Consider the following 25,393-nt stretch of genomic DNA (forward strand, 5'->3'; position numbering starts at 1 on the left):
CGGCAGGAGGCGGCGTGGCCTGCCGGGGAGGGGAGCGACCAGCGCGCATCGCCGCAGCCCGGCGATGCCTTGCGCATGCCGGAGCCGCGCAGCCGGTCCGCCGGTCAGCGGGGGCCGGCCGTCGGCTCCGTTCAGGCCAAGCGCACGCCCGTACCGATGCAGAGACTGAGCGTGCGGGCCCAGAACGTCCTGAAGGAGCTCGCGGTCGAGCTCACCGGCGAGCAGCCGCCGAAGGGGGCCTGGTCGCCCTCGCGCGATCTGCTGCTCGCGCTGACGGCCGAGCGGCTTGCGACGACGCGCAATTGCGGTCCTCATACGATGCGGGAGATCATCGACTGGGCGCAGGGCTGCGGCGTGACCATCAAGCCGGTGATCCCGCCCGTCGGCTCGCTGTCGCAGATGTGGGGTGAGTTGATCACGAATGCATCCGAAGGCGCCTTGACCAGCGCCGAGATCGCCAGTGCGCTCCAGCGCTCGATCAGGCGGAAGAGCGTTCGTATTCCGATCGCGTTTCAGGTCATCCTGGTGAAGAAGCTCTCCAACTTCGAATAGCAGGGCTGTAAAGCACCCTATATTTGTGCATCTGCGACGCCCGTCGGTGGTTCCGCCCGGCCATCCTTGCTAGTCTCGGCAGCGCCCGCTCCGCTGGCGGGCGGAGGTCGAAGGTACGGAATGGCTGACGCGAAGCGGAAGACTGGACGCACGGCGCGCGCTACGCCCTCGAGGGGCGGCGCAATGCGTGAGGCTGACTATGCGGCGCTCGCGCAATTCCGCTATCAGCTGCGCACTTTCCTCGCCTTTAGTGAAGCGGCGGCCCAGAACGCCGGACTGACGCCGCAGCAGCACCAGGCCCTGCTGGCGATCAAGGGATTGGCCGACCCCGGCGGTGCCAGCGTCGGCGACATCGCCGGCTTCCTCCTGATCCGGCACCATACGGCGGTGGAACTGGTGGACCGCATGGCGAAGCTGAAGCTGATCGGCCGGGAAGCCGATCCCGAGGATGCAAGGCGCGTCCTGGTCAAGCTGACGGCCAAGGGCGAGCAGAAGCTGCGGTCGCTTTCGCGCATTCACCTGGACGAGCTGAGCGCCGCTGCACCCGCGTTGGGCAAGATCCTGCGATCGTTCCCGGCAAAGGTGCGCTGAGGCAGGGATCAGGCTGCCGCGCCTTGAGCGGCGAGCTGCGCGGCCTGATGCTCGGTGGTCAGCGCATCGGTCAATTCGCCGAGCGCTTCGCCTGCGATCACCTGCGGCAGCTTGTAGAGCGTCAGGTTGATGCGATGGTCGGTGACGCGCCCTTGCGGAAAATTGTAGGTGCGGATGCGCTCGGAGCGGTCGCCTGAGCCGACCTTCTCCTTGCGCTCGGCCGAGCGCGCGGCATCGACGCGCTGGCGCTCGGCGTCGTAGATGCGCGAGCGCAGGATGTTCATGGCGGAGGCGCGGTTCTTGTGCTGCGAGCGGCTGTCCTGCATCATCACCACGATGCCGGTCGGGATGTGGGTGATGCGGATCGCCGATTCCGTCTTGTTGACGTGCTGGCCGCCGGCGCCTTGCGCGCGCATGGTCTCGATCCTGAGATCGTCGTTCTTGATGTCGACGTCGACCTCCTCGACCTCGGGCATCACGGCCACCGTCGCGGCCGACGTGTGGATGCGTCCCTGCGTCTCGGTGTCCGGCACGCGCTGCACACGATGCACGCCGGATTCGAATTTCAGCTTGGAGAACGCGCCGCGGCCCTGCACCTCCGCGATGATTTCCTTGTAGCCGCCGACGGTGCCTTCGCTGGCCGAGATCACCTCGACCTTCCAGCCCTGCAAGGCAGCGAAGCGCTCGTACATCCGGAACAGGTCTCCGGCAAACAGCGAGGCCTCGTCGCCGCCGGTGCCGGCGCGGATTTCCAGCACCACGTTGCGGTCGTCCATGGCGTCCTTGGGCAGCAGCGCGACGCGGATCTTCTGGACCAGCTCCTCGATTTTCGGCGCGAGCTCGTCGCGTTCGGCTTCCGCCATGCCGCGCATCTCGGCATCGGTCGCGGGATCGGCGATCAGCGCCTCGGTGTCGGCGAGTTCTTTGACGGCAGACCGATATGCCTTCACGGCCTCGATCAGCGGGGTGATCTCGGCGAGCTCGCGCGTGATCTGCACATAGCGCTCGGAGGAGAGCTGTCCCAGCGATTCGGCCTCAAGAGAGGCGTGATGTGCAAGGAGCACGTCCAGTTTGGCTTCGGGGAGTGACGACATCGGTTCAGTCTCAAATGACGGAAGGAGGCGAGGCGGCAGCGAGCGGCGACAGGCCCGCTACAATGCCAGGCCTTCGGCCTCGGCAAATTCCGTCAGTTTCTGCCGGATCGAGACGCTGCCCGCCGGCGCGTCGAGGAGCGGGCCGAGCATGGCTTCGGCCTTCTTGGCATCGAGATCGATGACCATGGCCTTGACGGGACCGAGCGCGGTTGCCGAAAGCGACAGCGAGCGGTAGCCCAGCGCAATCAGGGCCAGTGCGCCGATCGGCTTGGACGCCATCTCGCCGCAGAGCGAGAGCGACTTGTTCGCCGCCTGCGATTTGCGCGCGATCTCGCGCAGCGCGCGCAGGATCGGCGCCGACATGGTGTCGAAGCGCTCGGATACTTTTGCGTTGCCGCGATCGACCGCAAACAGGAACTGGAACAGATCGTTGGAGCCGACCGAGATGAAGTCGACCTTCTTCAGGAGCTCGTCGAGCTGATAGAGCAGCGCGGGGACCTCGACCATGGTGCCGATGTCGATTCTTTCAGGCAGCGTATGGCCGTGCTGGCGCAAGTAGGTGAGCTCGCGTTCGACCAGCGCCTTCGCCGAATCGAATTCGGCGACCTCCGAGATCATCGGGAACATGATGCGCAGCGCGCGGCCGCCGCCGGCGCGCAGCAGCGCGCGAATCTGGCCGCGCAGCAGGCCGGGACGATCCAGCCCGAGCCGGATCGCACGCCAGCCGAGCGCGGGATTTTCCTCGATCACGGCTTCCATATAGGGCAGCGCCTTGTCGCCGCCGATGTCGAGGGTGCGGAAGGTGACGGGCTTGCTGCCGGCCGCATCCAGCACGGTGCGATACAGCGCCAGCTGGTCGCTGGTGCGCGGCAGGCTCTGGCCCACCATGAATTGCAGCTCGGTGCGGAACAGGCCGATGCCGGCGCTGCCGGTGTCCTCGATATGCGGCAGGTCGATCGCAAGACCTGCGTTGATCATCAGCTCGACCTTCTGGCCGTCCCTGGTGACGCAGGGCAGGTCGCGCAGCGCCAGATATTGCGCCTGGCGGCGGGCGCGGAAGCGCACGCGCTCGGCGAAGGCCGCCTCGACTTCCTGCGAGGGGCGCACATAGATCGAGCCGGAGGTGCCGTCGACGATGATGGCGTCGCCGGGATCGGCGATGCCCGGCGCATTCGGCACTTCGCCGACGGCAGGAATGCCGAGCGCGCGCGCCACGATCGAGACGTGGGAGTTGGCGGTGCCTTCCTCCAGCACGATGCCGCGCAGGCGCTTGCGGTCGTAGTCGAGCAGCGCGGCCGGGCCCATCGCGCGGGCGATGACGATGGCGTTGTCGGGCAGCTGCTCGCGCGAGGGCGCGTGGTCCTGGCCGACCAGCTGCCGCATCAGGCGGTAGCCGAGATCCTCGAGATCGTGAAGCCGGTCGCGCAAATAGGGGTCGGTCGAGCGCAGCATGCGCGCGCGGGTGTCGGACTGCACGCGCTCGACGGCGGCTTCCGCGGTGAGGCCGGTGGCGACCGCCTCGTGCAGCTTGTGCGACCAGCCCTGGTCGTTGGCGAACATGCGATAGGCTTCCAGCACCTCGCGATGCTCGCCGCCCTCGGCGACGTCGCCGCGCTCCAGCATGCGGTCGAGATCGGCGCGGAGCTTGGCCAGCGCGGTGTCGAGCCGCTTGATTTCCTTGGGCAGGTCCTCGGCGATGTAGTCCTTGATGACGACGCGCGGCTCGTGCAGCACGACATGGCCGAGCGCGATGCCTTCCGAGAGGATCGCGCCGACCTTCTGCGCGGAATGGCGCGCGGCAGGCTCCAGCCCCGGCTGCGCCAGCGCGGACAGCTCGCCCGAGGCGATCAGCTCGGCCAGCACCATCGCGGTTGTCTGCAGCGCCTCGAGCTCCTCCTCGACATAGTTGCGCTTGGCGCGATTCTGCACCACCAGCACGCCGAGCGTGTTGCCGGCCCGCAGGATCGGCACGCCGAGGAAGGAGTGGTAGATTTCTTCGCCGGTCTCCGGGCGGAACGAGAAGGCCGGGTGGCTCTGCGCATCGCTCAGGTTGAGCGGCGTCGCCTCGCTGGCGACGAGGCCGACCAGGCCCTCATGGGCGCTGAGCACGGTGTGGTGCACAGCCTCGCGGTTGAGGCCTTCGGTGGCGTAGAGCTCCAGGGTGTTGTCGATGCGCAGCACATAGACCGAGCACACCTCGGCCACCATGTTGGCGGCGATCAGCACCACGATCTTGTCCAGCCGCTCCTGGGCCGAAACCTGCTCCGCCATGGTTTCGCGGAGCCGTCTCAACAAGACGCGGGGACCTCCCGACGCGCTCCGCATGTCCCGTCAATCTCCTCCGTCTGCCCGGCCCGGCGGTATCGGCCGGCGGCTGGCCTAAAATTCCAGAAAAACAACCAATTTGTTTGTCCGGCGCAGGCACAAACCCAAAATCTACACGAGATCTAGCGCTTGCACCGAATCAGCGCCGCCTAACTGGGACACAGTCTGCGGCAGCCCACCCTGTTCGCCGTATAGCGAATTGAGGCTTGTTTTGCCAAGCAAAACGCCTGCCAAACGCGAAGGTGTGTACACCTTCGCGTTTGCTGCGACCGCTAAGAGAAAATTAGTCTAGCCCTGATCGAGACCGTAGAGCGTGTGCAGGGTGCGCACCGCAAGCTCAGTATAGGCGGTGTCGATCAAAACCGAGAATTTGATCTCGGAGGTTGTAATGGCCCGGATGTTGATATTCCGTCCGGCGAGGGCCGAGAACGCCTGGGCGGCGACGCCGGCATGGCTGCGCATGCCGCTGCCGATCACCGAGATCTTGGCGACGTCGGTGGCGGTATCGAGCCGCGCATAGCCGATCTTGCCCTTGGCGGCGGTAATGGTGTCCTTGGCGCGGGTATAGTCGGCCGCCGGCACCGTGAAGGTGAGGTCGGTGGTCTTGCCGTCCTCGGAGACGTTCTGCACGATCATGTCGACGTTGATGTTGGCTTCTGCCAGCGGGCCGAAGATCGAGGCAGCGACGCCCGGCTTGTCCTCGATCTGGCGCACCGAGATCTGGGCCTCGTCCTTGGAGAAGGCAATACCGGTGACGACGTGGCTTTCCATGATCTCCTCCTCGCTGCAGATCAGCGTGCCGGGCGGCTGGTTGGCATGCGGGTCGATATCCTCGGGCTTGTCGAAGCTCGAGCGGACGAAGATCGGCATGTTGTGGACCATGCCGAGTTCCACCGAGCGGACCTGGAGCACTTTTGCGCCCTGGGAGGCCAGTTCCAGCATGTCCTCGAATGCGATCTTGCCGAGCCTCTTGGCCTTCGGCACGATTCGCGGGTCGGTTGTGTAGACGCCGTCGACGTCGGTATAGATGTCGCAGCGGTCGGCCTTGACGGCGGCGGCGATCGCGACGGCCGAGGTGTCGGAGCCGCCGCGGCCGAGCGTGGTGATGCGGTTGGTCTTCGGGTCGATGCCCTGGAAGCCGGCGACGACCGCGACCTCCTTGCGCTCCCTGAAGCGCTTGATGATCTCGCTGCCGTCGATGTCCTCGATCCGGGCCGAGGCGTGGGCGTCGCTGGTCTTGATCGGGATCTGCCAGCCCTGCCAGGAGCGGGCCTGGATGCCCATGCCCTGGAGCACGATGGCGAGCAGGCCGGATGTCACCTGTTCGCCGGAGGCGACGACGGCGTCGTATTCGCGCGCGTCGTGCATCGGCGAGGCCTCGGTGCACCAGGCCACCAGCTCGTTGGTTTTGCCGGACATCGCCGAGACGACCACGGCCACTTCATGGCCGGCGTCGACCTCACGCTTCACATGGCGTGCGACGTTGCGGATACGTTCGATGTTGGCGACGGATGTGCCGCCGAATTTCATCACGAGGCGGCTCATGACGACGCGTGCATTCCCTCATAAGGATAAGTATGGTGACCCGCGCGAGGCGATGCCGCAGGCCCGACCGCGCGTATACAGAGGGGCGGGGCCGGGGGCAAGCGGGTTCCTGCTCCGGCCAATCCGGGCAATGGGTTATCAGAGGTTATGGCGCGCTATATTGACGAAATCCTGCAGCCCGGGGAGCGGGTGCTGTATTCGACCAATGCGCATTGGATCTTCTATTTTCCGGCGATTTTGGCCTGGATCGTGGCTTTGGGCCTGCTGATCCTGTCGCGGCAGGCGGCTGTCGACTGGCTCGTTTTGCTTTGCCTGGGAGCTGCGGGTCTCGCGGCGCTGGCGGCGGTGTATTGGACCCTCAAGGGCTGGTTCCACCGCTTCACCACCGAGACCGACGTCACCAACCTCAGGGTCGTGCACAAGACCGGCTTCATCAAGCGCCGCACCTTCGAGATGGCGCTCGACAAGGTCGAGAGCGTCGATGTCGATCAGACCATCCTTGGACGTATTCTCAACTACGGCGACGTGACGATTCGCGGCGTCGGCGAGGGGATCGAGACGATCAAGACCATCGCCTCACCGCTCGCCTTCCGTAGTTCGATCACCACGCGGTAGGACCGCGCGTAACCATGAGCATGCAGCAAAATACTTCCCTCTCCGCGAGCCCGCAGCCGGGCTCGACCGTCGACGCCGCCGAGATCGCGAAATTCTCAAAGCTCTCGGCGGAGTGGTGGGACCCCAACGGCAAGATGGCGCCGCTGCACCGGATCAACCCGCTGCGGCTCGGCTACATCCGCGACGCCGCCTGCCGCAAGTTCGAGCGCAATTTGCGCAGCCTCAACTGCCTCGGCGGCCTTCGCGTGCTCGACATCGGCTGCGGCGCCGGCCTACTGTGCGAGCCGCTGTCGCGGCTCGGCGCGCAGGTCATCGGCGTCGATCCTTCCCAGAGTAACATCGCCGCGGCGAAGCTGCATGCCGACAAGGGCCATCTTGCGATCGACTACCGCTGCACCACGGTGGAGGAGATCGACCCGCGCGAGCGCTTCGACATCGTGCTGGCGATGGAGGTGGTCGAGCACGTCGTCGACGTCGGCGTCTTCCTCAAGCGCTGCGCCGCGATGCTGAAGCCGAACGGCCTCATGGTGGTCTCGACGCTGAACCGCAACTGGAAGAGCTTTGCGCTCGCCATCGTCGGTGCCGAATACGTCCTGCGCTGGCTGCCGCGCGGCACCCACGAGTGGAACAAGTTCGTCACCCCCGACGAGCTGACAAAACACCTGCTCGACAACCGCCTCGTCATCACCGAGCAGACCGGCGTGGTCTACTCTCCCTTCGCCGACAAATGGTCGCTCTCGTCCGACATGGACGTGAACTACATGGTGGTGGCGGAAGGCATGGTGTGAGAGCGCGAGCGAGCTCCGAGCATCGCTCCTATGACTTGGGTGTGATTGACCTGTCGCCACGCTGACGGCAGGTTGGCTGCACGCCTCTCCTCCCACCGCCCTCCACCCATGTTCACCATCGCCAGCCTCTGGATTCCCTTCACCGTCATTGCCGCGCTCGGGCAGGTCGTGCGCAATGCGATGCAGCGGTCGCTGACCAAGCCGCTGGGGACCTGGGGCGCGACCAATATCCGCTTCCTGTTCGGCTTCCCGTTCTCGGTGTTGTTTCTCGGCGCGGTGCTGGCCGCCACCGGCGATCATCTCGGCAATCCGCCGGTCGTGTTCTGGCCGTGGCTGCTGCTCGGCGCGCTCAGCCAGATCGTTGCGACCGGCCTCATGCTGCTGGCGATGAACGACCGCTCCTTCGTGGTGACGACGGCATATCTCAAGACCGAGGCGATCCAGACCGCGATCTTCGGCTTCGTCTTCCTCGGCGATCACCTGACCTGGCTGAAGGTGCTGGCGATCGTGGTCGCGACGATCGGCGTCGTCGTCACGGCGCTGCGGCCGGGCGGCGAGAAGAGCTTTGCGGAATTGAAGCCGACCCTCACCGGCCTGATCGCTGCGGCGTGTTTCGCGCTCTCCGCGGTCGGCTTCCGCGGCGCGATCATCAACGTTCCCGGCGTCTCGTTCGTGACGGCGGCATCGTTCACGCTGGTGCTCGGCCTGTTTGTGCAGACGCTGATCCTGACGGTCTATCTGCTTCTGCGCGCGCCGAAGATACTGCAAGACATTCTCCGGATGTGGCGGCCCTCGATGCTGGCCGGCTTCACCGGCGCTTTCGCCTCGCAGTTCTGGTTCCTGGCTTTCGCACTGACCGCGGCCGCCAACGTCCGCACCCTCGCCTTGATCGAGGTTTTGTTCGCGCAGGCCGTAGCGTACTACTCGTTCAAGCAGCCGATCGCACCGCGCGAGCTGTTCGGGATCGTGTTGATCGTGGTCGGCGTGGCGGTGCTGATCGGAGCCTAGGCGTCAGCGGAGCCCGGCAAGCATGCCGGGCGCCAGCACGTGCAATTCGCCGCTCAAGATCGGGTTTGCCAAATCAAAGATCGCTGCATCGATCACGTCCTCAAACCCCGCCTCGAAGCCGATGTCTTCGCGGCACTCCACGAGGTTGGCCCAATCCTCAACGGTCGGGGCATCGATCTCCCCGCTGGAATAGCGCTCGAGGACAGCTGGAATAGCGCTCGAGGACAGCAGAGATGTGGCTCCGCATCAGCGTGACCACCGGGGCGCAGTCCCAGGTCAAGGTGCCGAGTGCGGCCTTGAGCTGCTGAACGGGAGCATCGAACTCGACGAGGGACGAGAGGATCGATTCGCGGCTCATGGGCCTCGTATTAGTTCCGGTCTTCCGGCAATGTCGGCAGCGGCGATACCTCGATACCCTCGTCGATCAGCGACTTCGCTTCCTCCGGCGACGCCTCGCCGTAGATCGGACGGTGCTCCTTGTCGCCGTAATGCATCGCGCGGGCTTCGTTGGCGAAGCGCTCGCCGACATTGTCGGCGTTCTTCACGATGTGATCGCGCAGCTCCTTCAGCTTGGTGCGCAGCTCTTTCTCCTGCGCCAGCATCAGCGAGGTCGGTCCTGACGGTGCAGCCTCGGGCGTCGGAGCAGCCGCCGGTTCCGGCGGCGGCACCGCGCGCCCGCGGCCCTTCTTGCCGACGATGCGCGGAGCCATGATCGCCTTCTCGACCTTGGCGGAGCCGCAGATCGGGCAGGTCACGAGCTTGCGCTTGACCTGCGAATCATAGGCCGACGAGCTCTGGAACCAGCTCTCGAAGTCGTGGTCGCGGTCGCAGCGAAGCGCGTAGCGGATCATGCCGATCCTCGCACGAGGTGCAAATGATCAGGTCCGGCCTTGGGATCGGACACGCCGAAGCGGCGGCCGTGCTGGAGCGAGGGAATCGCGCGGCGTGCGGTCTCGACCTTGGCAGGATCGATCTTGGCCATGATGATGCCGGGCTCGACGTCGCCTTCGGCGAGGATCTCGCCCCAGGGATCGATGATCAGCGAATGGCCGTAGGTCTCGCGCTTGTTCTCGTGGGTGCCTGCCTGCGCCGCGGCGAAGACGAAGCAGCCGGTTTCGATCGCGCGCGCGCGCAGCAGCACGTGCCAGTGCGCTTCGCCAGTCTTGCGGGTGAAGGCCGAGGGCACGGTGATGAAGTATGCGCCGCTCTCGGCGAGGGCGCGGTAGAGCGCGGGGAAGCGCACGTCGTAGCAGATCGTCAAGCCCACGCGGCCCCAGGGCAGATCGGAGATCACCGCGGTCTCGCCCGGCTGGTAATTGGCGGATTCGCGATAGCTCTCGCCGTCCGGCAGCTCGATGTCGAACATGTGGATCTTGTCGTAGCTCGCGAGCACATTGCCCTCGGGCCCGATCAGGAAGGAGCGGTTGACCGCCTTTTCGGCCGAGAAGCGCAGCGCCAGCGAGCCGACATGGAGATGGATCTTGAGTTCCGCCGCGAGCGCCCGGTAGGCCTTCAGCGAAGTGTCGTCCTCTTCGCTCTGCAGATGCTCGAACAGCGCCTTGCGGTTCAGCTGCATCATGTTGCTGACTTCGGGCGTCTGCACGTAGTCGGCGCCATTGGCTGCCGCCTGACGGATCAGCCTTGTGGCCTGGGCGAGGCTGGGCTCCGGCATCAGGCCGGTGCGCATCTGCACCATGGCGGCCGTAAAGGTGCGGTTCTCGCTCATGACACCGCCTTCACGCTGTCCAGCATGTCGTCGAGCTTGCCTTCGCGATCGAGGGCGTAGAGATCGTCGCAGCCGCCGACATGGGTTCCGCCGATCCAGATCTGCGGGAAGGTCGAGCCTTCGCCCGCGCGGTCGTACATCTCGTCCCGCCAGGAGGGGTTCTTGGCGACGTCGAATTCGGTAAAGGTCGCCTTCTTGCGGGTCAGCAGGGACCTCGCCGCGGAACAATAGCCGCAGCCCGGCCTGGTGTAGATCTCGACAGCAGCAGTCATGGCGTCCGGCGCTCTCATGTCATGAAGTCATTGAATTATATGGGACGGGGGCCGCTCTCGACAACCCGGGCGAAGACCAGCACGTCGACCTGGGCGGCTTTGGCCCGGAGCAGGACCCGCGCGCAGGCATCCAGCGTCGCCCCCGACGTCAGGACGTCGTCGATCAGGACAATGCGGCGGCCCTGGATTTCGGCCTGACGGTCGGGAGATACCTGGAACGCGCCCTGCACATTGGTGGCGCGCTGGGCCCGCGACAGGCCGATCTGCTGCTCGGTGGCGCGCACCCGGCGCAGCACCTCAGCCCTCGCCCTGACCCCGCTCTGCCGTCCGATGATCTGCGCCAGGGCTCCGGACTGGTTGTAGCGGCGGCGCCAGGCCCGCCGCCAATGCAGGGGCACCGGCACCAGCATGTCGGCCCCCGCCAGCAGCTCGCCGCCCGCGCGCGCCATCCAGCGGCCCATGGCCGGGGCCAGATCGGTGCGGTCCTGGTATTTTAGCGCATGCACCAGGGTGCGCGCGACGTCGTCATAGCGCACTGCCGCGCGGGCCCGCATGTAGGCCGGCGGGCTGGCGATCGCCTCCATCGACAGCATGTCGGGGCCGGGATCATAGACGAAGGGAATGCCGAGCCGCGGACAATAGGGACGTTCGATGAACGACAGCCGCGCCCAGCAGGCCGCGCAAACGCCCTCGCCATCGACCGGCTCGCGGCAGGACACGCACAAGGTCGGCAGCGCGATGTCGAGCGCGAGCCGTGCCGCACGCGACAGCGCGTGGCGGCCGGCCGTCCATGCCCCCCGGAAGGGGCCGGCGATGGAACGGGTGGGGGCGGCGTCGGCTTCCATGCGGGAAGGCTAGCGTTCCACGACAATCCGCTCAAGTCGCACTCGTGCCCCGGACGCAGCGCAGCGCCCCAGGCGATGCAAGGCATCGTCCGGGGCGGTGCGCTGCAGAGCCGGGGCCCATCTCACCGCATCGTGCGGTGCTGCCTTCCGGGTCCCGGCTCTGCGCAGCGTCACTACGTGCCGCACCGCGTCCGGGACACGAGAGGGGAGATTGCAATGACCAGCGTGATCGGCGTAACCAGCGGCATGGCTACCGCCCCTCAAGCCCCGCCCGCTCTGTTCGATCGCGCTTTGCTGCAATCGCGGCAGCGGCGTGCGCAGGCGCAGGGCGAGGTGACTTTCCTGCTCGATCGCGTCGCCGAGGACATGTCCGACCGGCTGGGCGCAGTGATGCGGGAGTTTCACGCGGCGGCCGATCTCTGGACGCCGGGTGAGGGTCTTGCGGCGTTGCGCGCGCGCCTGCCGTCGATCCAACGGATCGCGCTCGATGCTGTGGGCGCAGAGAAGCTGCGCTTCGCGCCGGAAAGCCTCGATCTCCTCGTCTCCGCGCTGGCGCTGCAATTCGTCAACGACCTGCCGGGCGTGCTCGCACAAATCCGCCGCGCGCTGAAGCCGGACGGGTTGCTGCTCGCCGCCATGATCGGCGGCGACAGCCTGACCGAGCTGCGGCAGGCCTTTGCCGCCGCGGAAGCCGAATGCGAGGGCGGCGTTTCGCCGCGCGTCGCACCGTTCGCCGACCTGCGCGACATCGGCGCGCTGTTGCAGCGCGCGGGCTTTGCGCTGCCGGTGACCGATGTCGACCGCGTCGTGGTGCGCTACGGCAATGCGTTCGCGCTGATGCAGGATCTCCGCCGCATGGGCGCGGCCAACGTGCTGATCGAGCGGCGGCGCACGCCGTCGCGACGCGCGACGCTGCTGCGGATGGCCGAAATCTACGCCGAGCGCTTTGCCGATGCCGACGGCCGCATCCGCGCGACGTTCGACATCATCTGGCTGTCCGGCTGGGCCCCGCATGCCAGCCAGCAGCAGCCGCTGAAGCCGGGGTCGGCGAAAGCGAGTCTCGCGGAGGCGGTGAAGAAGGCGGGGAAAGAGTGATGCGTGTCCCGGACGCGCTGCAGCGTGAAACGCTGCTGCGCAGAGCCGGGACCCAGCTCCGCGGCAAGCGTGGGCCCCGGCTCTGCAGCGCATCGCTGAAGGAGCGCTGCGCTGCGTCCGGGGCACAGTGCATCTCACATCAATAGATCAATCAGATGCGGGATCAGCGGAATGTCCGCGGGCGGCATCGGGTAGTCGCGCAGCTTGTTGGCGCGGACCCAGGCCAGGGTCTGGCCCTCGCGCGGCGTCACCATCCCTTCCCAGCGGCGGCAGATATAGAGCGGCATCAGGAGGTGGAAGGTCTCGTAGCCGTGGCTCGCGAAGGTCAGCGGGGCCAGGCACGGCTCGGCGACGGTGATGCCGAGCTCCTCGTGCAGCTCGCGGATCAGGCTCTGCTCCGGCCGTTCGCCCGGCTCCAGCTTGCCGCCGGGAAACTCCCAGAGGCCGGCCAGCGTCTTGCCCGCGGGGCGCTGCGCGATCAGGACGCGCTTGTCGGCGTCGATCAGCGCGCAGGCCACAACCAGTGTCAGTTTCAGATCGGTCATGCCTGAATGTCGCTCGCTGAAGATCATTCGCAACGGATTGTTAACCCCATTGCGGCCCGTGTTTCCGAGGTTCCCATAAGTCATATTTAATCGACGGTTCCTAGAGTGAAAACGCTTAAACCACTCCGGGCCCCGAACCATGCGCGCCGTGCCTTCCACCATCATCCGCCGGTTCATCCGCGACCGGCGCGGCAATATCGCTGTGATCTTCGCACTCGCCTGCGTCCCGCTGATCACGGCGGTCGGCTGCGCGGTCGACTATTCGCGCGCGACGCAGACCCGGGCCAAGCTTCAGGCCGCGGCCGATGCCGCCAGCGTCGGCTCGATCGCAAAGGCCTCGCCGGCCTTCAAGGCCGCCGGCACCATGACGTCAGATGGCTCGATCTCCGTCGGCGTCACCGACGCCCAGAACATCTTCGACGCCAATCGCGCCAATCTGACCGGCTACACCCTCAACAGCGCCACGCCGACCGTGGTCAAAACCGGCTCGACCGTCACCTCGACCGTTGCGTTCAACGCCACCATGAACACCATGTTTCTCGGTCTGATCGGCAAGACCGCGCTGACGCTGAGCGGTACGTCGAAAGCGACGGCCAGCATGCCTCTCTATATCGACTTCTACCTGCTGCTGGACAATTCGCCGTCGATGGGCGTGGCGGCGACGCCGGACGACGTGACCAAGATGGTCAACAACACGTCGGATAAATGCGCCTTCGCCTGCCACGACTACAACGACTCCAACAACTACTACAATCTCGCCAAGACGCTCGGCGTGACGACCCGGATCGACGTGCTGCGCAGCGCGACGCAGTCGCTGATGGACACGGCCGCTGCCACGCAGACCTATTCCAATCAGTTCCGCATGGCGATCTACGATTTCGGCGCCTCGTCCAAGACGATCGGCCTGCGCGCGTTGTTCTCGCTGTCGTCGAGCCTGTCGAGCGCCAAGACGGCGGCCGGCAACATTGACCTGATGGGCGTCTACGGCAACAACGACAGCTACACCAAGGACCAGGATACGCAGTTCAGCACCCTGTTTCCGGCGATCAGCAACGAGATCCCGAATCCCGGAAGCGGCACGTCCAACTCACCCCTGAAATATCTGTTCTTCGTCTCCGATGGCGTTGCCGACGAAAGCAACGCGGGCTGCCTGAAGCCGCTCTCGGGGAGCTCGCGATGTCAGTCGCCGCTCAATGCCTCGCTTTGCAAGGCGATGAAAGATCGTGGGGTCAAGATTGCGGTGCTGTACACCACGTACCTGAAACTGCCGACCAACAAGTGGTACATGGACTGGATCGACCCATTCAACCAGGGCCCGTTCGGTCCATCGCCGAACAGCCAGATCGCGCAGAATATGCAGAGCTGCGCCTCACCCGGGTTCTATTTCGAGGTCAGCCCGACCCAGGGCATCTCGGAGGCCATGAACGCACTGTTCAAGAAGGCGGTTGCGGACGCGCGCATCTCGGGGTGAGCTGCTCACCTCTCCCTGCCAAGCAAGGCGAGGGAGAAGAGCTACGACCTGTAATCGCCGTTGATCGCGACATATTCCTTGGTGAGGTCGCAGGTCATGACGCGGTCACGGCCCTTGCCGAGGCCGAGCGAAACCTTGATCGCGATCTCCGGCGCCTTCATCGCTTCCGACACCTGTGCCTCGTCATAATCAGGATCGCGCGCGCCGCTCTTGGCGACGCGGATGCCGTTGAAGGAAATCGAGAGCTTGTCGCGATCGGCCGGCTCGCCGGCCTTGCCGACTGCCATCACGACGCGGCCCCAATTGGCGTCCTCGCCGGCGATCGCGGTCTTCACCAGCGGCGAATTGGCGATCGACATCGCGATTCTGCGCGCCGAGGCCTTGGTCTTGGCGCCCTCGACCGTGATCTCGACCAGCTTGCGAGCGCCTTCGCCGTCGCGCGCCACCTGCTCGGCGAGATTGGCGAGCACCTGGTTGAAAGCCCTGGCGAAGGCCTTCAGCCGCGGATCGCTGGCGCGGCTGATCTTCGGTGCGCCGTGCGCGGCGGCAGCGCCGGTGGCGAAGGCCAGCAGTGTGTCCGAGGTCGAGGTGTCGCCGTCGATCGTCACCGCGTTGAAGGTGTCCTCGACGCCGCTCTTGAGCAGCGCCTGCAAGGCCGCGGGCGCGATCGGCGCGTCGGTGAAGATGAAGGACAGCATCGTGGCCATATCGGGGGCGATCATGCCGGCGCCCTTGGCCATGCCGTTGATGGTGACCTTGGCCTTGCCGAGCTTGACGGTCGCGGTCGCGACCTTCGGGAAGGTGTCGGTGGTCATGATCGCCTTGGCGGCGGTGAGATAATCGCCGGGCTCGGCGGCTTCAGCCAGTCGGCCCAGCACGCCGTCGAACTTGGTCGCGTCCAGCGGCTCGCCGATCACGCCGGTCGAGGCCAGGAAGATTTCGCCCTCGCTGCATCCGACCGCCTTGGCCGCGATCTTGGCGGTCAGTGCGGTGGAGGCGCGGCCGGTTTTGCCCGTAAAGGCATTGGCGTTGCCGGAATTGACCACCAGCGCGCGCGCCTTGCCGCCCTTCAGCTTGGCGCGGCACCATTCCACCGGTGCGGAGGGGCATTTCGATTTGGTGAAGACGCCGGCGACCGCGGTGCCCTTGTCCATCACCGCCAGCAGCACGTCGGTGCGGTTCTTGTAGCGGATGCCGGCTTCGGCCGTCGCAAGACGAATGCCCGCGATCACGGGCATGTCGGGAACTGTTTTCGGGGCGAGCGGGGAGACGGAGGAGGACATCGCGGGGCGCCTTGGTGGGATCTGAATATGCAGATGCCCGGCGCGGGGGCCGGGCATCACGAAGGCTTAGATACTCTTCACGTCACCGAAGTGACAGCGAATTCTTACTTCTTTGCAGGCGGCGCCATCTTGCTGTCGGAGGGCTTCGCCGCATCCGCCGGCTTGGCGTCCGCCGCCGGCTGGTCCAGCCGCTCGACCTTGGCTTCGGCGCGCAGCTTGGCGACGTAGTCGGCCTGGGCCTTGCGGGTGACGTACTGCTCGATCTGGGCCTTGACCTGCTCGAAGTCGGGCGCCTTGCGGTTGCGCTTTTCCTCGACCTTGATGACGTGCCAGCCGAACTGCGACTTGACGGGGTCGGAGATCTTGCCGGGCTCGAGCGCGAAGGCGATCGTCGAGAATTCCGGCACCATCTGCTCCTTGGTGAAGAAGCCGAGATCGCCGCCGTCGGCCGAGCCCGGATCCTTGGACTTCTTCTTGGCGAGCTCGGCGAAATCGGCGCCCTTGTCGAGCTCGGCCTTCACCGCCTTGGCCTCGTCCTCGGTCTCGACCAGGATGTGGCGGGCGCGCACTTCCTGCTCGCCGGTGATCTGCTTGGAGGCCTCTTCATAGACCTTCTTCATGGCGTCGGGGGTGGTAGCGGCCTTGCCCTCGCCCGCGAGCAGGCTGTCCATCAGAAGCCGGTTGCGGGCAAATGCCAGGCGCTTCTTGAATTCCTCGCCATCGGCAACCTTCTTGTCCTCGGCAGCCTTGCTGACGATTTTCATGTCGATCAGGAAGGACAGGACGTTCTCGTCCTTGGTCGCCGGGTCCATCTGGGCGAGGCTCGGCCCGAGCTCCTCCTCGGCCATGGCGACGTCGCTCTTCTTGATTTCAGCGCCATTGACCTTCGCCAGGACCGGATCGTCGGCGGCCCGGCCGGGACCCGCGATCAGCGCCAGCGCAAGGCAGCCCACGAGGGCGGTGGCGAGGCCGAAGCGCAGGCCGGTTTTGGTTACCGGGAACGAGGTGGTCATGGAAAATCCTTATGTTGAAGCAGGGGGCTGCTCGAGCGGGGCGGACACTCGCCCAATACAGGGGGGCTTGGCAACGCGAAAAGTCTGTCAAAATGATGAATTAGCCGCAATGCGCCCGCCGTTGACAAGGCCCTGACCGGGCCATATCTCTGCCCGGTCGCGACCATGGCGATGGCGTTTATTTTGCTGCGTTTTTGGCCGTTGAACCCAGACTTGCCCAATTCCCACCCATATGGCGGATGACCCCCCGCAGTCCGGGCTCTGACGCCATCAGGCGTCACGGTGAGTTGATAGGCAGGCGGGTGACAACTTCTTGGCTGCAACGCGGTTGAATCGCGAACACAGGAACTAGGCATGATCGGCGCGCTCGCCCGCAAGTTTTTCGGCTCCGCCAACGACCGGCGGGTGAAGGGATATCAGTCCCGCGTCAACGCGATCAACGCGCTGGAGGCAGAGGTCTCGAAGCTCTCCGACGAGGCGCTCAAGGCCCGTACCGCCGACTTCAAGAAGCAGCTCGCCGAGGGCAAGACGCTGGACGACCTGCTCGTCCCCGCCTTCGCTACCGTGCGCGAGGCCGCCAAGCGCACGCTCGGCCAGCGCCATTTCGACGTCCAGCTGATCGGCGGCATGGTGCTGCACGAGGGCGACATCGCCGAGATGAAGACCGGCGAAGGCAAGACGCTGGTGGCGACGCTCGCGGTCTACCTCAACGCGCTCGCCGGCAAGGGCGTCCACGTCGTCACGGTCAACGACTACCTAGCCCGCCGCGACTCCGGCTGGATGGGCCAGATCTACGGTTTCCTCGGCATGACCACCGGCGTGATCGTGCACGGCCTCGACGATGCCGAGCGCAAGGCGGCCTATGCCTGCGACATCACCTACGGCACCAACAACGAATACGGCTTCGACTATCTCCGCGACAACATGAAGTACCGGCTCGAGGACATGGTCCAGCGGCCGCATTTCTACGCCATCGTCGACGAGGTCGATTCCATCCTGATCGACGAAGCGCGCACGCCGCTGATCATCTCCGGTCCGCTCGACGACCGCTCCGATTTCTACAACACCATCGACGGCTTCCTGCCCAAGCTCGACAAGACCGACTACGAGGTCGACGAGAAGCAGCGCACGGTGACGCTGACCGAAGCCGGCATGGAGAAGATCGAGACCCTGCTGCGCGATGCCGGCCAGCTCAAGGGCGAGTCGCTCTACGACGTCGAGAATGTCTCCGTCGTGCACCACATCAACCAGGCGCTGCGCGCGCACACGCTGTTCACGCGCGACAAGGACTACATCGTGCGCGACGACGAGGTCGTCATCATCGACGAGTTCACCGGACGCATGATGCAGGGCCGCCGCTATTCCGAAGGTCTGCACCAGGCGCTGGAAGCCAAGGAGCATGTGCAGGTTCAGCCGGAAAACCAGACCCTGGCCTCGATCACCTTCCAGAACTATTTCCGGATGTACGAGAAGCTCGCCGGCATGACCGGCACGGCGTTGACCGAAGCGGACGAGCTCTTCGACATCTACAAGCTCGAAGTCGTCGAGATCCCGACCAACGTGCCGATCGGCCGCCTCGACGAGGACGACGAGGTTTATCGCACCCACAAGGAAAAATACACGGCCATCCTCGCCGAGATCGAGCGGGCCAATTCGCGGCTCCAGCCGGTGCTGGTCGGCACGGCGTCGATCGAGAAGTCGGAAGTGCTGGCCGAGTTTCTCAAGCAGAACGGCTACAAGCAGATCGATTTCGGCAAGGAGAACGCGCTCGACAAGCTGTACGCTGCCGCGCGTGCCGGCAAGCCGGCGAAACTGTTCGCGGTGCTGAATGCGCGCTTCCACGAGCAGGAAGCCTATATCGTCGCGGAAGCCGGCGTGCCCGGCGCGATCACGATCGCGACCAACATGGCCGGCCGCGGTACCGACATCAAGCTCGGTGGCTCGCTCGAGATGCGCATCCCGAAGGAGACCGCGGGCATCGAGGACGAGGCCGAGAAGGCCAGGAAGATCGAGCAGATCAAGGCCGACGTCGAGCGCTTCCGCGACATCGTGCTGAAGGCTGAAGAGATCGTCGAGGTCGAGCCGGCGAAGGGCAACAAGCCCGCCAAGACCGTGACGAAGCCCGGCGGCCTCTACATCATGGGCTCCGAGCGCCACGAATCCCGCCGTATCGACAACCAGCTGCGCGGCCGTTCCGGCCGTCAGGGCGATCCCGGCCGCTCGAAATTCTTCCTGTCGCTGGAAGACGATCTGATGCGCATCTTCGGCTCGGATCGCCTCGACAGCATGCTCCAGCGTCTCGGCCTGCAAGAGGGCGAGGCGATCATCCATCCCTGGATCAACAAGGCCCTGGAGAAGGCGCAGCAGAAGGTCGAGGCGCGCAACTTCGACATCCGCAAGAACCTGCTCAAGTTCGACAACGTCCAGAACGATCAGCGCAAGGTGATCTTCGACCAGCGCGTCGACCTGATGAAGGACGAGAGCGTCGCCGAGACCGTCACCGACATGCGCCACGCCTTCATCGACGACCTCGTCGCCAAGCACGTGCCCGAGCATGCCTATGCCGAGCAGTGGGACGTCGCCGGCCTGAAGGAAGAGCTGAAGCGCGTGCTCGATCTCGATCTGCCGGTCGACGAATGGGCCAAGGAAGAGGGCATCGCCGACGAGGAGCTGCTCACGCGCATCGAGACCAAGGCCGACGAGCACATGGCGGCCAAGGTGGCGCAATGGGGTCCCGACGTGATGCGTTACGTCGAGAAGACCATCCTCTTGCAGACGCTCGACCATCTCTGGCGCGAGCATCTGATCATGCTCGACCATCTGCGTCAGGTCATCGGCCTGCGCGGTTACGGCCAGCGCGATCCCTTGCAGGAGTACAAGACCGAAGCCTTCAATCTCTTCCAGGAGATGAGCGCTCACCTGCGCGAGGCCGTCACGGCGCAGCTGATGCGGGTCGAGATCGTCCCGCCGGAGCAGGAAGCACCCGTGCTGCCGCCGATGGAGGCGCACAAGTTCGACCCGAACACCGGCGAGGACGAAATGGCGCTCGCCAGCGTCACGCTCGGAGCCCAGACCTCCGACGCCGCGCTGCGCGACCCGAAGAACCCGGCAAGCTGGGGCAAGGTCGGCCGCAACGAGGACTGCCCGTGCGGCTCAGGCAAGAAGTACAAGCACTGCCACGGGCGGTATGCCTGATCGATGATCTCAATACCCAGCGAACTCGCGGTGCTGTATTGGCCTTCGAGTTCGCGAGGGATTGAAATGCTTCCGATCCATACGGTGCCTGCTGATCTTCAGGGGCATCACGAATGGTGGCCTGCAGCGCCTGTTCCTGTGGTCACTCCCGAGTGCCCGCTGCAGCAGATTGTCGGCGGCCACTCGCTCGTCCGGCTGTGCAGCTGAAGCCTGGAAAGCCGATGGTCAAAGCGCGGCATCGTGTCTCGGAGAACGCCTTCGGGTAGACCATCCAATCTTTTGCCACTGCTCATTGTGATCTGGATCACCTCTACTGAGCTCAATCCGTGTTTTGATTGAATCGCACGGGGGCCGAAAATTGGGAGCCAGACAATGTCCAAACGCGCGCTGCCAACCACCTTGTGTGTTCTTGCCCTGAGTTTCTACGCTTGCGGTTCCGCCCCTGCGAGCCAAGTGGGCGGATGGTGGGGCGGAACATGGTCGTGCAACATAGACGGCCGGTCGGCCCGGATGAAATGGGCCGCCGTTGATGACAGTCAGACAAGCTGTAACGGCGACACTTGCACCACCAGCTCGGGAGCACGCTGGGCAGGCAGCTTCTCGGATAATGGCTCGCGATGGGTGAAGTTAACAAATCCGCGCAGCGGAACGCAGGGCGGCGTGTACTTCAACCATGCCGACGGCAATAAATGGTATTTAGCCAAACCGGTCAGCAACAAGGCCGCGGGCTGGACGACATGGAACGGCCAACGCTATTCCCTCTCGTGCTGGCGATGATGCAATTATGCGGCGCCTGCTCATTCTCCGCCCAGACTCGAGGGCGAGCCTTGAGAGCTGAATAAGGCCCGGGTGCGCTCTGTGAGCGCCACCAATGCCAGCGTGACCAGCGCGCGTGCTTTCATGGAGGTCCTCTCTCCATGCATTGAATGGCAGATGAGTGTGTCGGGCTTCGCAAGGCCCCCACGCTCCAATCCACGAGGTCTAATTCGAGCTGTCGATCAAGCTCTCCAGCAGCCGCTTCAATTCGCTCGTCGACTTGTCGCCGTAGCTCTCCAGGATATGCTCCTCCTGGTCGACCGCGAGCGAGTTGAGCTTCTTGCACAGCACCTTGCCGCGGTCGGAGATGAACATCAGGACCTTGCGGCGGTCGCCCGGGTCCTGCACGCGATAGACCAGCGTGTCGGAGACCATGCGGTCGATCATCTTGGTCAGCGTCGGATGGTTGAGCAGCACGGCGCCCGCAAGCTCGCCCATCGAATGGCCGTTGCCATCGGACAGCACCTTCAGGATGCGCCACTGCTCGACGGGAACGCCTTCCTTGCTCAGGCGCAGTTCCAACTGCCGGTTGATCTCCCGGTTGGCTTGCGCGAGCAAATAAGCGAGGTGTTCGGTGATCGGGGTGTTTTCTTTCGACGGTTTTGCCACGGCTAAGACTTCGTCTTGACCCAATTGAGTGAATGTCTTGCAATCGATGCTGCATCTATATGCACTTCAATTCTTGAATATTCAATATTTTCAAAATAGGATCATTGCCCAACAAAAGGGCGGAAGCCGCGGCCGCCTGCTCAATGTGCTTTCAGGTCTGGTGCCAGACAGGAGTTGGCGTGCGCGCGACGGTAAACTTCCCGGCTCACGGCGGTCCGGCGTTGCCACCGTCTTTGCTGTTCAGGAATCTGTCGTCCGCGGCAGCGGATTTCGACCTGTCGCCGTTTGACACGCATGTCATGAAACGCCGCGGCGCGCGCAACAAGCTGCGCATCGGCAATTTCCTCACCTTCACCGGCTCGCCCGGGATCTGGGGCCCGACCTCCACCAACAGCGCCATGCTCGCGGTCGCCGAGATCAACAAGCGCGGCGGCATCCTGGGGCGCGAGCTCGAGCTTTCGATCTACGATTCCGGCGGCCCGATCGAAGACGTCGTGCGGCGCGCCGAGCAGGCGATCGCCTTCGACGAGGTCGACCTGATCATGGGCTCGCATATCAGCGCCGTCCGAGTCGCCTTGCGCAAGGTCACCGGCAACCGCATCCCCTACATCTACACCCCGGTCTATGAAGGCGGCGAGCGCACGCCGGGCGTGATGGCGATCGGCGAGACGCCGCGCTGGCAGAGCCGGCCGTCGATCCACTGGCTCGCGGACGTCAAGAAGGCGGCGCGCTGGTACCTGATCGGCAGCGACTATGTCTGGCCCTGGCAGTCGCATCGCGCGGTGAAGCGCTACATCAAGGAGGCCGGCGGCCAAATCGTCGGCGAGGAGTTCGTCCCGGTCGGCGAGGACAATCACGAGCCGCATCTGGCGCGCATCCGCGCCGCCAAGCCCGATGTCGTGCTGATCTCGCTGATCGGCACCGACAGCATCACCTTCAATCGCGCCTTCGCGGAAGCCGGCCTTGCGACCTCGACGCTGCGGCTTGCCGGCGCGATGGACGAGACCGTGCTGCTCGGCATCGGCGCCGACAACACCGAGAATTTGTTCTGCGCCTCCGGCTATTTCAACTGTATGGCCTCGCGTGCCAATGACGAGTTCCTCGGTGGCTACCAGGCCATGTTCGGCCCGCACGCCCCGCCGGTCGGCTCGGTCGGCCAGTCGAACTATGAGGGGTTGCGGTTCCTGGAGTCGGTGGCCAATCGCGCCGGCTCGCTGGCGCTGCGTCCGCTGCTGAAGGCTGCACGCAACACCGTTTACTCGGCGGGCCGCGGTCCCGTCATTCTTCGCGACGGGCGCGCCGAGATGCCGATGTACCTCGCTGAAGCCGACGGTCTCGACTTCAAGCTGATCAAGACGCTTTGAGACGCGGCTGTTGATACGTCGCGGCGGAATTGCGAAATAATACTTGAAAAGGAAAATATTTCCGTCTGTAATATCGACACGGAGCCGATCGGCCCGCGCCGTTGAGGCGTGCGACCGCGAGGCGTCCGTCCAAAAGCCAGGGATCAAGAAGCCTCAGAGGAGAGCGCCGTGACAGTTGTCCTTCCCACCCCCGCCCAATTGCGCAGTGTCGCCGAGCAATGCGGCCTTTCGCTCACCGATGACGACGTCGCCTCGTTCCGCGGCCTGATGCAGGGCTCGATCGAGGCCTACAATCTCGTTGCCACGATGCCGGACGAGGTGCCCGAGGTGAAATATCCGCGCACCCCGGGCTATCGCCCCTCGGCCGAAGAGAACCCGCGCAACGCCTGGTATCGCAAATCGACCGTGAAAGGCGCCGCCAGCGGCAAGCTCAAGGGCAAGACCGTCGCGCTGAAGGACAACATCATGCTGGCCGGCGTTCCCATGACCAATGGCTCGTCGACGCTGGAAGGCTATGTCCCCGATTTCGACGCCACCATCGTCACGCGCATGCTGGATGCCGGCGCCGAGATCAAGGGCAAGGTGCATTGCGAGCACTTCTGCCTGTCCGGCGGCAGCCACACCGGCTCTTACGGGGCGGTGCACAATCCGCACAAGATGGGCTACTCGGCCGGCGGCTCGTCATCGGGCTCGGGCGTCGTGGTCTCGCTCGGCGAGGTCGACATGGCGATCGGCGGCGATCAGGGCGGCTCGATCCGCATGCCGGCCTCGTTCTGCGGCATCTACGGCATGAAGCCGACCTGGGGCCTCGTGCCCTATACCGGCATCATGCCGATCGAGATCTATGTCGACCATACCGGTCCGATGACCGCGACGGTCGCCGACAACGCGCTGCTGCTCGAGGTGCTCGCCGGCGACGACGGCTACGATCCGCGCATCAAGTCGCCGAAGGTCGAGGAATACACCAAGGCGCTCGGCCAGGGCGTCAAGGGCATGAAGATCGGCATCGTCAAGGAAGGCTTTGAGCAGCCGGTCGCGGAAGCCGCCGTGAACGAAAGCGTGCGCGAGGCGGCGAAGCGCTTCAAGGATTTGGGCGCCACCGTCGAGACGGTGTCGATCCCGATGCATCTCCTCGGCGGTGCGATCTGGACCCCGATCGGCACCGAAGGCCTGACCCAGACCATGATGTTCGGCGACGGCTACGGCCTCAGCCGCGGCGATCTCTATTCGACCTCACTGATGGATTTCCATCGCGGCTGGCGCCGCCAGGCCGACTCGCTGTCCGAGACCACGAAATTGTTCATGATGCTCGGCACCTACATCAACAACAATTTCGGTCCCCGCTTCTACGGCAAGGCGCTCAACATCTCGCGGCGGCTGACCGCGGCCTACGACAAGGCGTTCGGCGATTACGATCTGCTGCTGATGCCGACCACGCCGATGAAGGCGACCAAGCTGCCGGAGCCCAATGCCAGCCGCGAGGAATACGTCGCCCGCGCACTCGAGATGATCTCCAACACCGCCCCGTTCGACATCACCCATCATCCCGCGATGTCGCTGCCCTGCGGCATGGTCGACGGCCTGCCGGTCGGCCTGATGCTGGTCGGCCGCATGTTCGAGGAATCCACCATCTACCGCGCCGCGCATGCCTTCGAGCAGATCGGCGACTGGAAGAAGATGTGAGCGGGGCCTTGATGAAGACGGGCGGAAGACCAGAGCGTTTTCGAGCGAAGTGGATGCCGGTTCGCGTCAAGAAAACGCGTCAAAACAAGAATCCAAAGCATGGCTAACGCGTTCGTCGCGGCGTTCGAGATCCTGAGCTTCGGCGCGATCATCGTCCTGATCGTGCTGGGGCTCGGGATCATCGCCAGCATGATGGGCATCTTCAACTTCGCGCAGGGCGAGTTCGTCCTGCTCGGGGCCTACATCACCTATCTCGCCTACGCCAAGGGCCTGCCGATCTGGGCCGGCATGGTCGCGGCGCCTTTCGTCGTCGGCGCGCTCGGCTTCGTGCTGGAGGCGCTGATCATCCGGAGGTTCTACGCCGCGCCGATCGTGGCGATGCTCGGCACCTATGCGCTCGGCCTGATCATCCGCGAATCCGTGCGCGGCCTGATCGGCGGCTTCTATCTCACTGTGCCCGAGCCGATCGGCGGTTCGATCGACATCGGCGCCATGCACATCTCGGCCTGGCGTTTCACCATCATCGTCATCACGCTGCTGGTGATGGCCGGCTGCTATCTGCTGCTGTCACGCACCAACTTTGGTCTGCGCATGCGCGCCACGCTGGAGAATCCATCGCTGGCGCGGGCATCGGGCATTTCCACGCCCCTGATGTACGGCGCCACCTTTGCGTTCGGCTCCGCGCTCGCCGGTCTTGCCGGTGCGCTGATCGTGCCGGTGTTCAGCCTCTACGCCGACCTCGGCCTGCGCTTCCTGATTCAGGGGTTTGTCGCCGTCATGGTCGGGGGTGTCGGCTCCTTCATCGGGCCGGTTGCGGGCGCCGGCGTCATCGGAACGCTCAGCGCCGCGCTGCCCTGGGTGATGGCGCCTGTCGTCGCCGACGTCCTCGTCTTCGTTCTCGCCATTGTCTTCATCAAATTCCGCCCGCAGGGCCTCATCGCTGGAAAAGGGGTTTAGT

General features: G+C 64.9%; 24 protein-coding genes. 12 read left to right on the forward strand and 12 right to left on the reverse strand.

Features of this window, described 5'->3' with window-relative positions; translation table 11 throughout:
* Positions 1–75 precede the first annotated feature (75 nt).
* On the forward strand, positions 76–552 hold the full coding sequence (locus AABA86_RS27030; protein ID WP_338309008.1) for a hypothetical protein: 477 nt from the start codon (positions 76–78) through the stop codon (positions 550–552).
* Positions 553–672: 120 nt separating this feature from the next.
* Complete coding sequence (locus tag AABA86_RS27035) at positions 673–1,143, forward strand: MarR family winged helix-turn-helix transcriptional regulator (protein ID WP_338309009.1); 471 nt, start codon at positions 673–675, stop codon at positions 1,141–1,143.
* 8 nt (positions 1,144–1,151) lie between these two features.
* On the opposite strand, the gene prfA is transcribed toward AABA86_RS27035, so the two are convergent.
* From prfA to AABA86_RS27050, 3 genes are all read right to left on the reverse strand, one after another.
* A complete protein-coding gene (prfA, locus tag AABA86_RS27040; RefSeq protein ID WP_212247135.1) occupies positions 1,152–2,237 on the reverse strand; it encodes a peptide chain release factor 1 in 1,086 nt (361 codons plus the stop codon).
* A gap of 57 nt (positions 2,238–2,294) precedes the next feature.
* On the reverse strand, positions 2,295–4,562 hold the full coding sequence (ptsP, locus tag AABA86_RS27045) for a phosphoenolpyruvate--protein phosphotransferase (protein WP_212247133.1): 2,268 nt from the start codon (positions 4,560–4,562) through the stop codon (positions 2,295–2,297).
* 288 nt (positions 4,563–4,850) lie between these two features.
* Positions 4,851–6,107 (reverse strand): aspartate kinase, encoded by a 1,257-nt coding sequence (locus tag AABA86_RS27050; protein WP_338309010.1) that lies wholly within the window; start codon positions 6,105–6,107, stop codon positions 4,851–4,853.
* Positions 6,108–6,254: 147 nt separating this feature from the next.
* On the opposite strand from AABA86_RS27050, the gene AABA86_RS27055 reads away from it, so the two are divergent.
* The 3 genes from AABA86_RS27055 (at position 6,255) to AABA86_RS27065 (ending at position 8,518) form a co-directional block, all read left to right on the forward strand.
* Positions 6,255–6,722 carry a PH domain-containing protein gene (locus AABA86_RS27055; protein ID WP_212247129.1) on the forward strand — a complete coding sequence of 156 codons (468 nt, stop codon included), beginning with the start codon at positions 6,255–6,257 and terminating at the stop codon, positions 6,720–6,722.
* 14 nt (positions 6,723–6,736) lie between these two features.
* Positions 6,737–7,510, forward strand: coding sequence for a bifunctional 2-polyprenyl-6-hydroxyphenol methylase/3-demethylubiquinol 3-O-methyltransferase UbiG (gene ubiG / locus AABA86_RS27060; RefSeq protein WP_338309011.1), 774 nt, complete (start codon positions 6,737–6,739; stop codon positions 7,508–7,510).
* 108 nt (positions 7,511–7,618) lie between these two features.
* Positions 7,619–8,518, forward strand: a complete 900-nt coding sequence (locus AABA86_RS27065) for a DMT family transporter (RefSeq protein ID WP_338309012.1) — start codon at positions 7,619–7,621, stop codon at positions 8,516–8,518.
* A gap of 3 nt (positions 8,519–8,521) precedes the next feature.
* Here the strand turns inward: AABA86_RS27065 and AABA86_RS27070 are convergent, their stop codons facing one another.
* From AABA86_RS27070 to AABA86_RS27090, 5 genes are all read right to left on the reverse strand, one after another.
* Positions 8,522–8,659, reverse strand: a complete 138-nt coding sequence (locus tag AABA86_RS27070) for a hypothetical protein (RefSeq protein ID WP_338309013.1) — start codon at positions 8,657–8,659, stop codon at positions 8,522–8,524.
* A gap of 227 nt (positions 8,660–8,886) precedes the next feature.
* Positions 8,887–9,369 (reverse strand): DUF1178 family protein, encoded by a 483-nt coding sequence (locus tag AABA86_RS27075; RefSeq protein ID WP_212247122.1) that lies wholly within the window; start codon positions 9,367–9,369, stop codon positions 8,887–8,889.
* On the reverse strand, positions 9,366–10,244 hold the full coding sequence (locus tag AABA86_RS27080) for a carbon-nitrogen hydrolase family protein (RefSeq protein ID WP_212247121.1): 879 nt from the start codon (positions 10,242–10,244) through the stop codon (positions 9,366–9,368). The genes AABA86_RS27075 and AABA86_RS27080 overlap by 4 nt, the downstream gene beginning before the upstream one ends.
* Positions 10,241–10,516 carry a glutaredoxin 3 gene (gene grxC / locus AABA86_RS27085; protein ID WP_338309014.1) on the reverse strand — a complete coding sequence of 92 codons (276 nt, stop codon included), beginning with the start codon at positions 10,514–10,516 and terminating at the stop codon, positions 10,241–10,243. Before grxC ends, AABA86_RS27080 begins: the two co-directional genes overlap by 4 nt.
* A 35-nt stretch (positions 10,517–10,551) precedes the next feature.
* Positions 10,552–11,361, reverse strand: a complete 810-nt coding sequence (locus AABA86_RS27090; RefSeq protein ID WP_338309015.1) for a ComF family protein — start codon at positions 11,359–11,361, stop codon at positions 10,552–10,554.
* Positions 11,362–11,577: 216 nt separating this feature from the next.
* Between AABA86_RS27090 and AABA86_RS27095 the strand changes: the two genes are divergently transcribed.
* Positions 11,578–12,456 (forward strand): methyltransferase domain-containing protein, encoded by an 879-nt coding sequence (locus AABA86_RS27095; RefSeq protein ID WP_338309016.1) that lies wholly within the window; start codon positions 11,578–11,580, stop codon positions 12,454–12,456.
* Positions 12,457–12,590: 134 nt separating this feature from the next.
* Here AABA86_RS27095 and AABA86_RS27100 read toward each other — a convergent pair whose 3' ends face one another.
* A complete protein-coding gene (locus tag AABA86_RS27100) occupies positions 12,591–13,001 on the reverse strand; it encodes a (deoxy)nucleoside triphosphate pyrophosphohydrolase (RefSeq protein WP_212247118.1) in 411 nt (136 codons plus the stop codon).
* Positions 13,002–13,140: 139 nt separating this feature from the next.
* Between AABA86_RS27100 and AABA86_RS27105 the strand changes: the two genes are divergently transcribed.
* Positions 13,141–14,472 carry a TadE/TadG family type IV pilus assembly protein gene (locus AABA86_RS27105; RefSeq protein ID WP_212247117.1) on the forward strand — a complete coding sequence of 444 codons (1,332 nt, stop codon included), beginning with the start codon at positions 13,141–13,143 and terminating at the stop codon, positions 14,470–14,472.
* 41 nt (positions 14,473–14,513) lie between these two features.
* Here AABA86_RS27105 and argJ read toward each other — a convergent pair whose 3' ends face one another.
* A complete protein-coding gene (argJ, locus tag AABA86_RS27110) occupies positions 14,514–15,755 on the reverse strand; it encodes a bifunctional glutamate N-acetyltransferase/amino-acid acetyltransferase ArgJ (RefSeq protein ID WP_338309017.1) in 1,242 nt (413 codons plus the stop codon).
* Positions 15,756–15,859: 104 nt separating this feature from the next.
* Positions 15,860–16,768: a peptidylprolyl isomerase gene (locus AABA86_RS27115; RefSeq protein WP_212247113.1), complete on the reverse strand. Its 909-nt coding sequence runs from the start codon at positions 16,766–16,768 to the stop codon at positions 15,860–15,862.
* A gap of 354 nt (positions 16,769–17,122) precedes the next feature.
* Here AABA86_RS27115 and secA point away from each other — a divergent pair, with 354 nt between their 5' ends.
* On the forward strand, positions 17,123–19,963 hold the full coding sequence (secA, locus tag AABA86_RS27120) for a preprotein translocase subunit SecA (protein ID WP_338309018.1): 2,841 nt from the start codon (positions 17,123–17,125) through the stop codon (positions 19,961–19,963).
* A 372-nt stretch (positions 19,964–20,335) separates the two neighbouring features.
* Positions 20,336–20,740, forward strand: a complete 405-nt coding sequence (locus AABA86_RS27125) for a DUF6006 family protein (protein WP_212247108.1) — start codon at positions 20,336–20,338, stop codon at positions 20,738–20,740.
* Between the two features lie 204 nt (positions 20,741–20,944).
* Here the strand turns inward: AABA86_RS27125 and AABA86_RS27130 are convergent, their stop codons facing one another.
* Positions 20,945–21,388, reverse strand: coding sequence for a MarR family winged helix-turn-helix transcriptional regulator (locus AABA86_RS27130; RefSeq protein ID WP_018320557.1), 444 nt, complete (start codon positions 21,386–21,388; stop codon positions 20,945–20,947).
* A 179-nt stretch (positions 21,389–21,567) separates the two neighbouring features.
* Between AABA86_RS27130 and AABA86_RS27135 the strand changes: the two genes are divergently transcribed.
* The 3 genes from AABA86_RS27135 (at position 21,568) to AABA86_RS27145 (ending at position 25,392) form a co-directional block, all read left to right on the forward strand.
* A complete protein-coding gene (locus tag AABA86_RS27135) occupies positions 21,568–22,752 on the forward strand; it encodes a substrate-binding domain-containing protein (protein ID WP_338309020.1) in 1,185 nt (394 codons plus the stop codon).
* A 168-nt stretch (positions 22,753–22,920) separates the two neighbouring features.
* Entirely contained in the window at positions 22,921–24,435 is a 1,515-nt protein-coding gene (locus AABA86_RS27140; RefSeq protein ID WP_338309021.1) for an amidase, read from the forward strand.
* Between the two features lie 99 nt (positions 24,436–24,534).
* Positions 24,535–25,392, forward strand: a complete 858-nt coding sequence (locus tag AABA86_RS27145) for a branched-chain amino acid ABC transporter permease (RefSeq protein ID WP_028141883.1) — start codon at positions 24,535–24,537, stop codon at positions 25,390–25,392.
* Position 25,393 lies beyond the last annotated feature (1 nt).

Source organism: Bradyrhizobium sp. TM233 (genome assembly GCF_036247965.1).
GTDB lineage: Bacteria > Pseudomonadota > Alphaproteobacteria > Rhizobiales > Xanthobacteraceae > Bradyrhizobium > Bradyrhizobium ottawaense.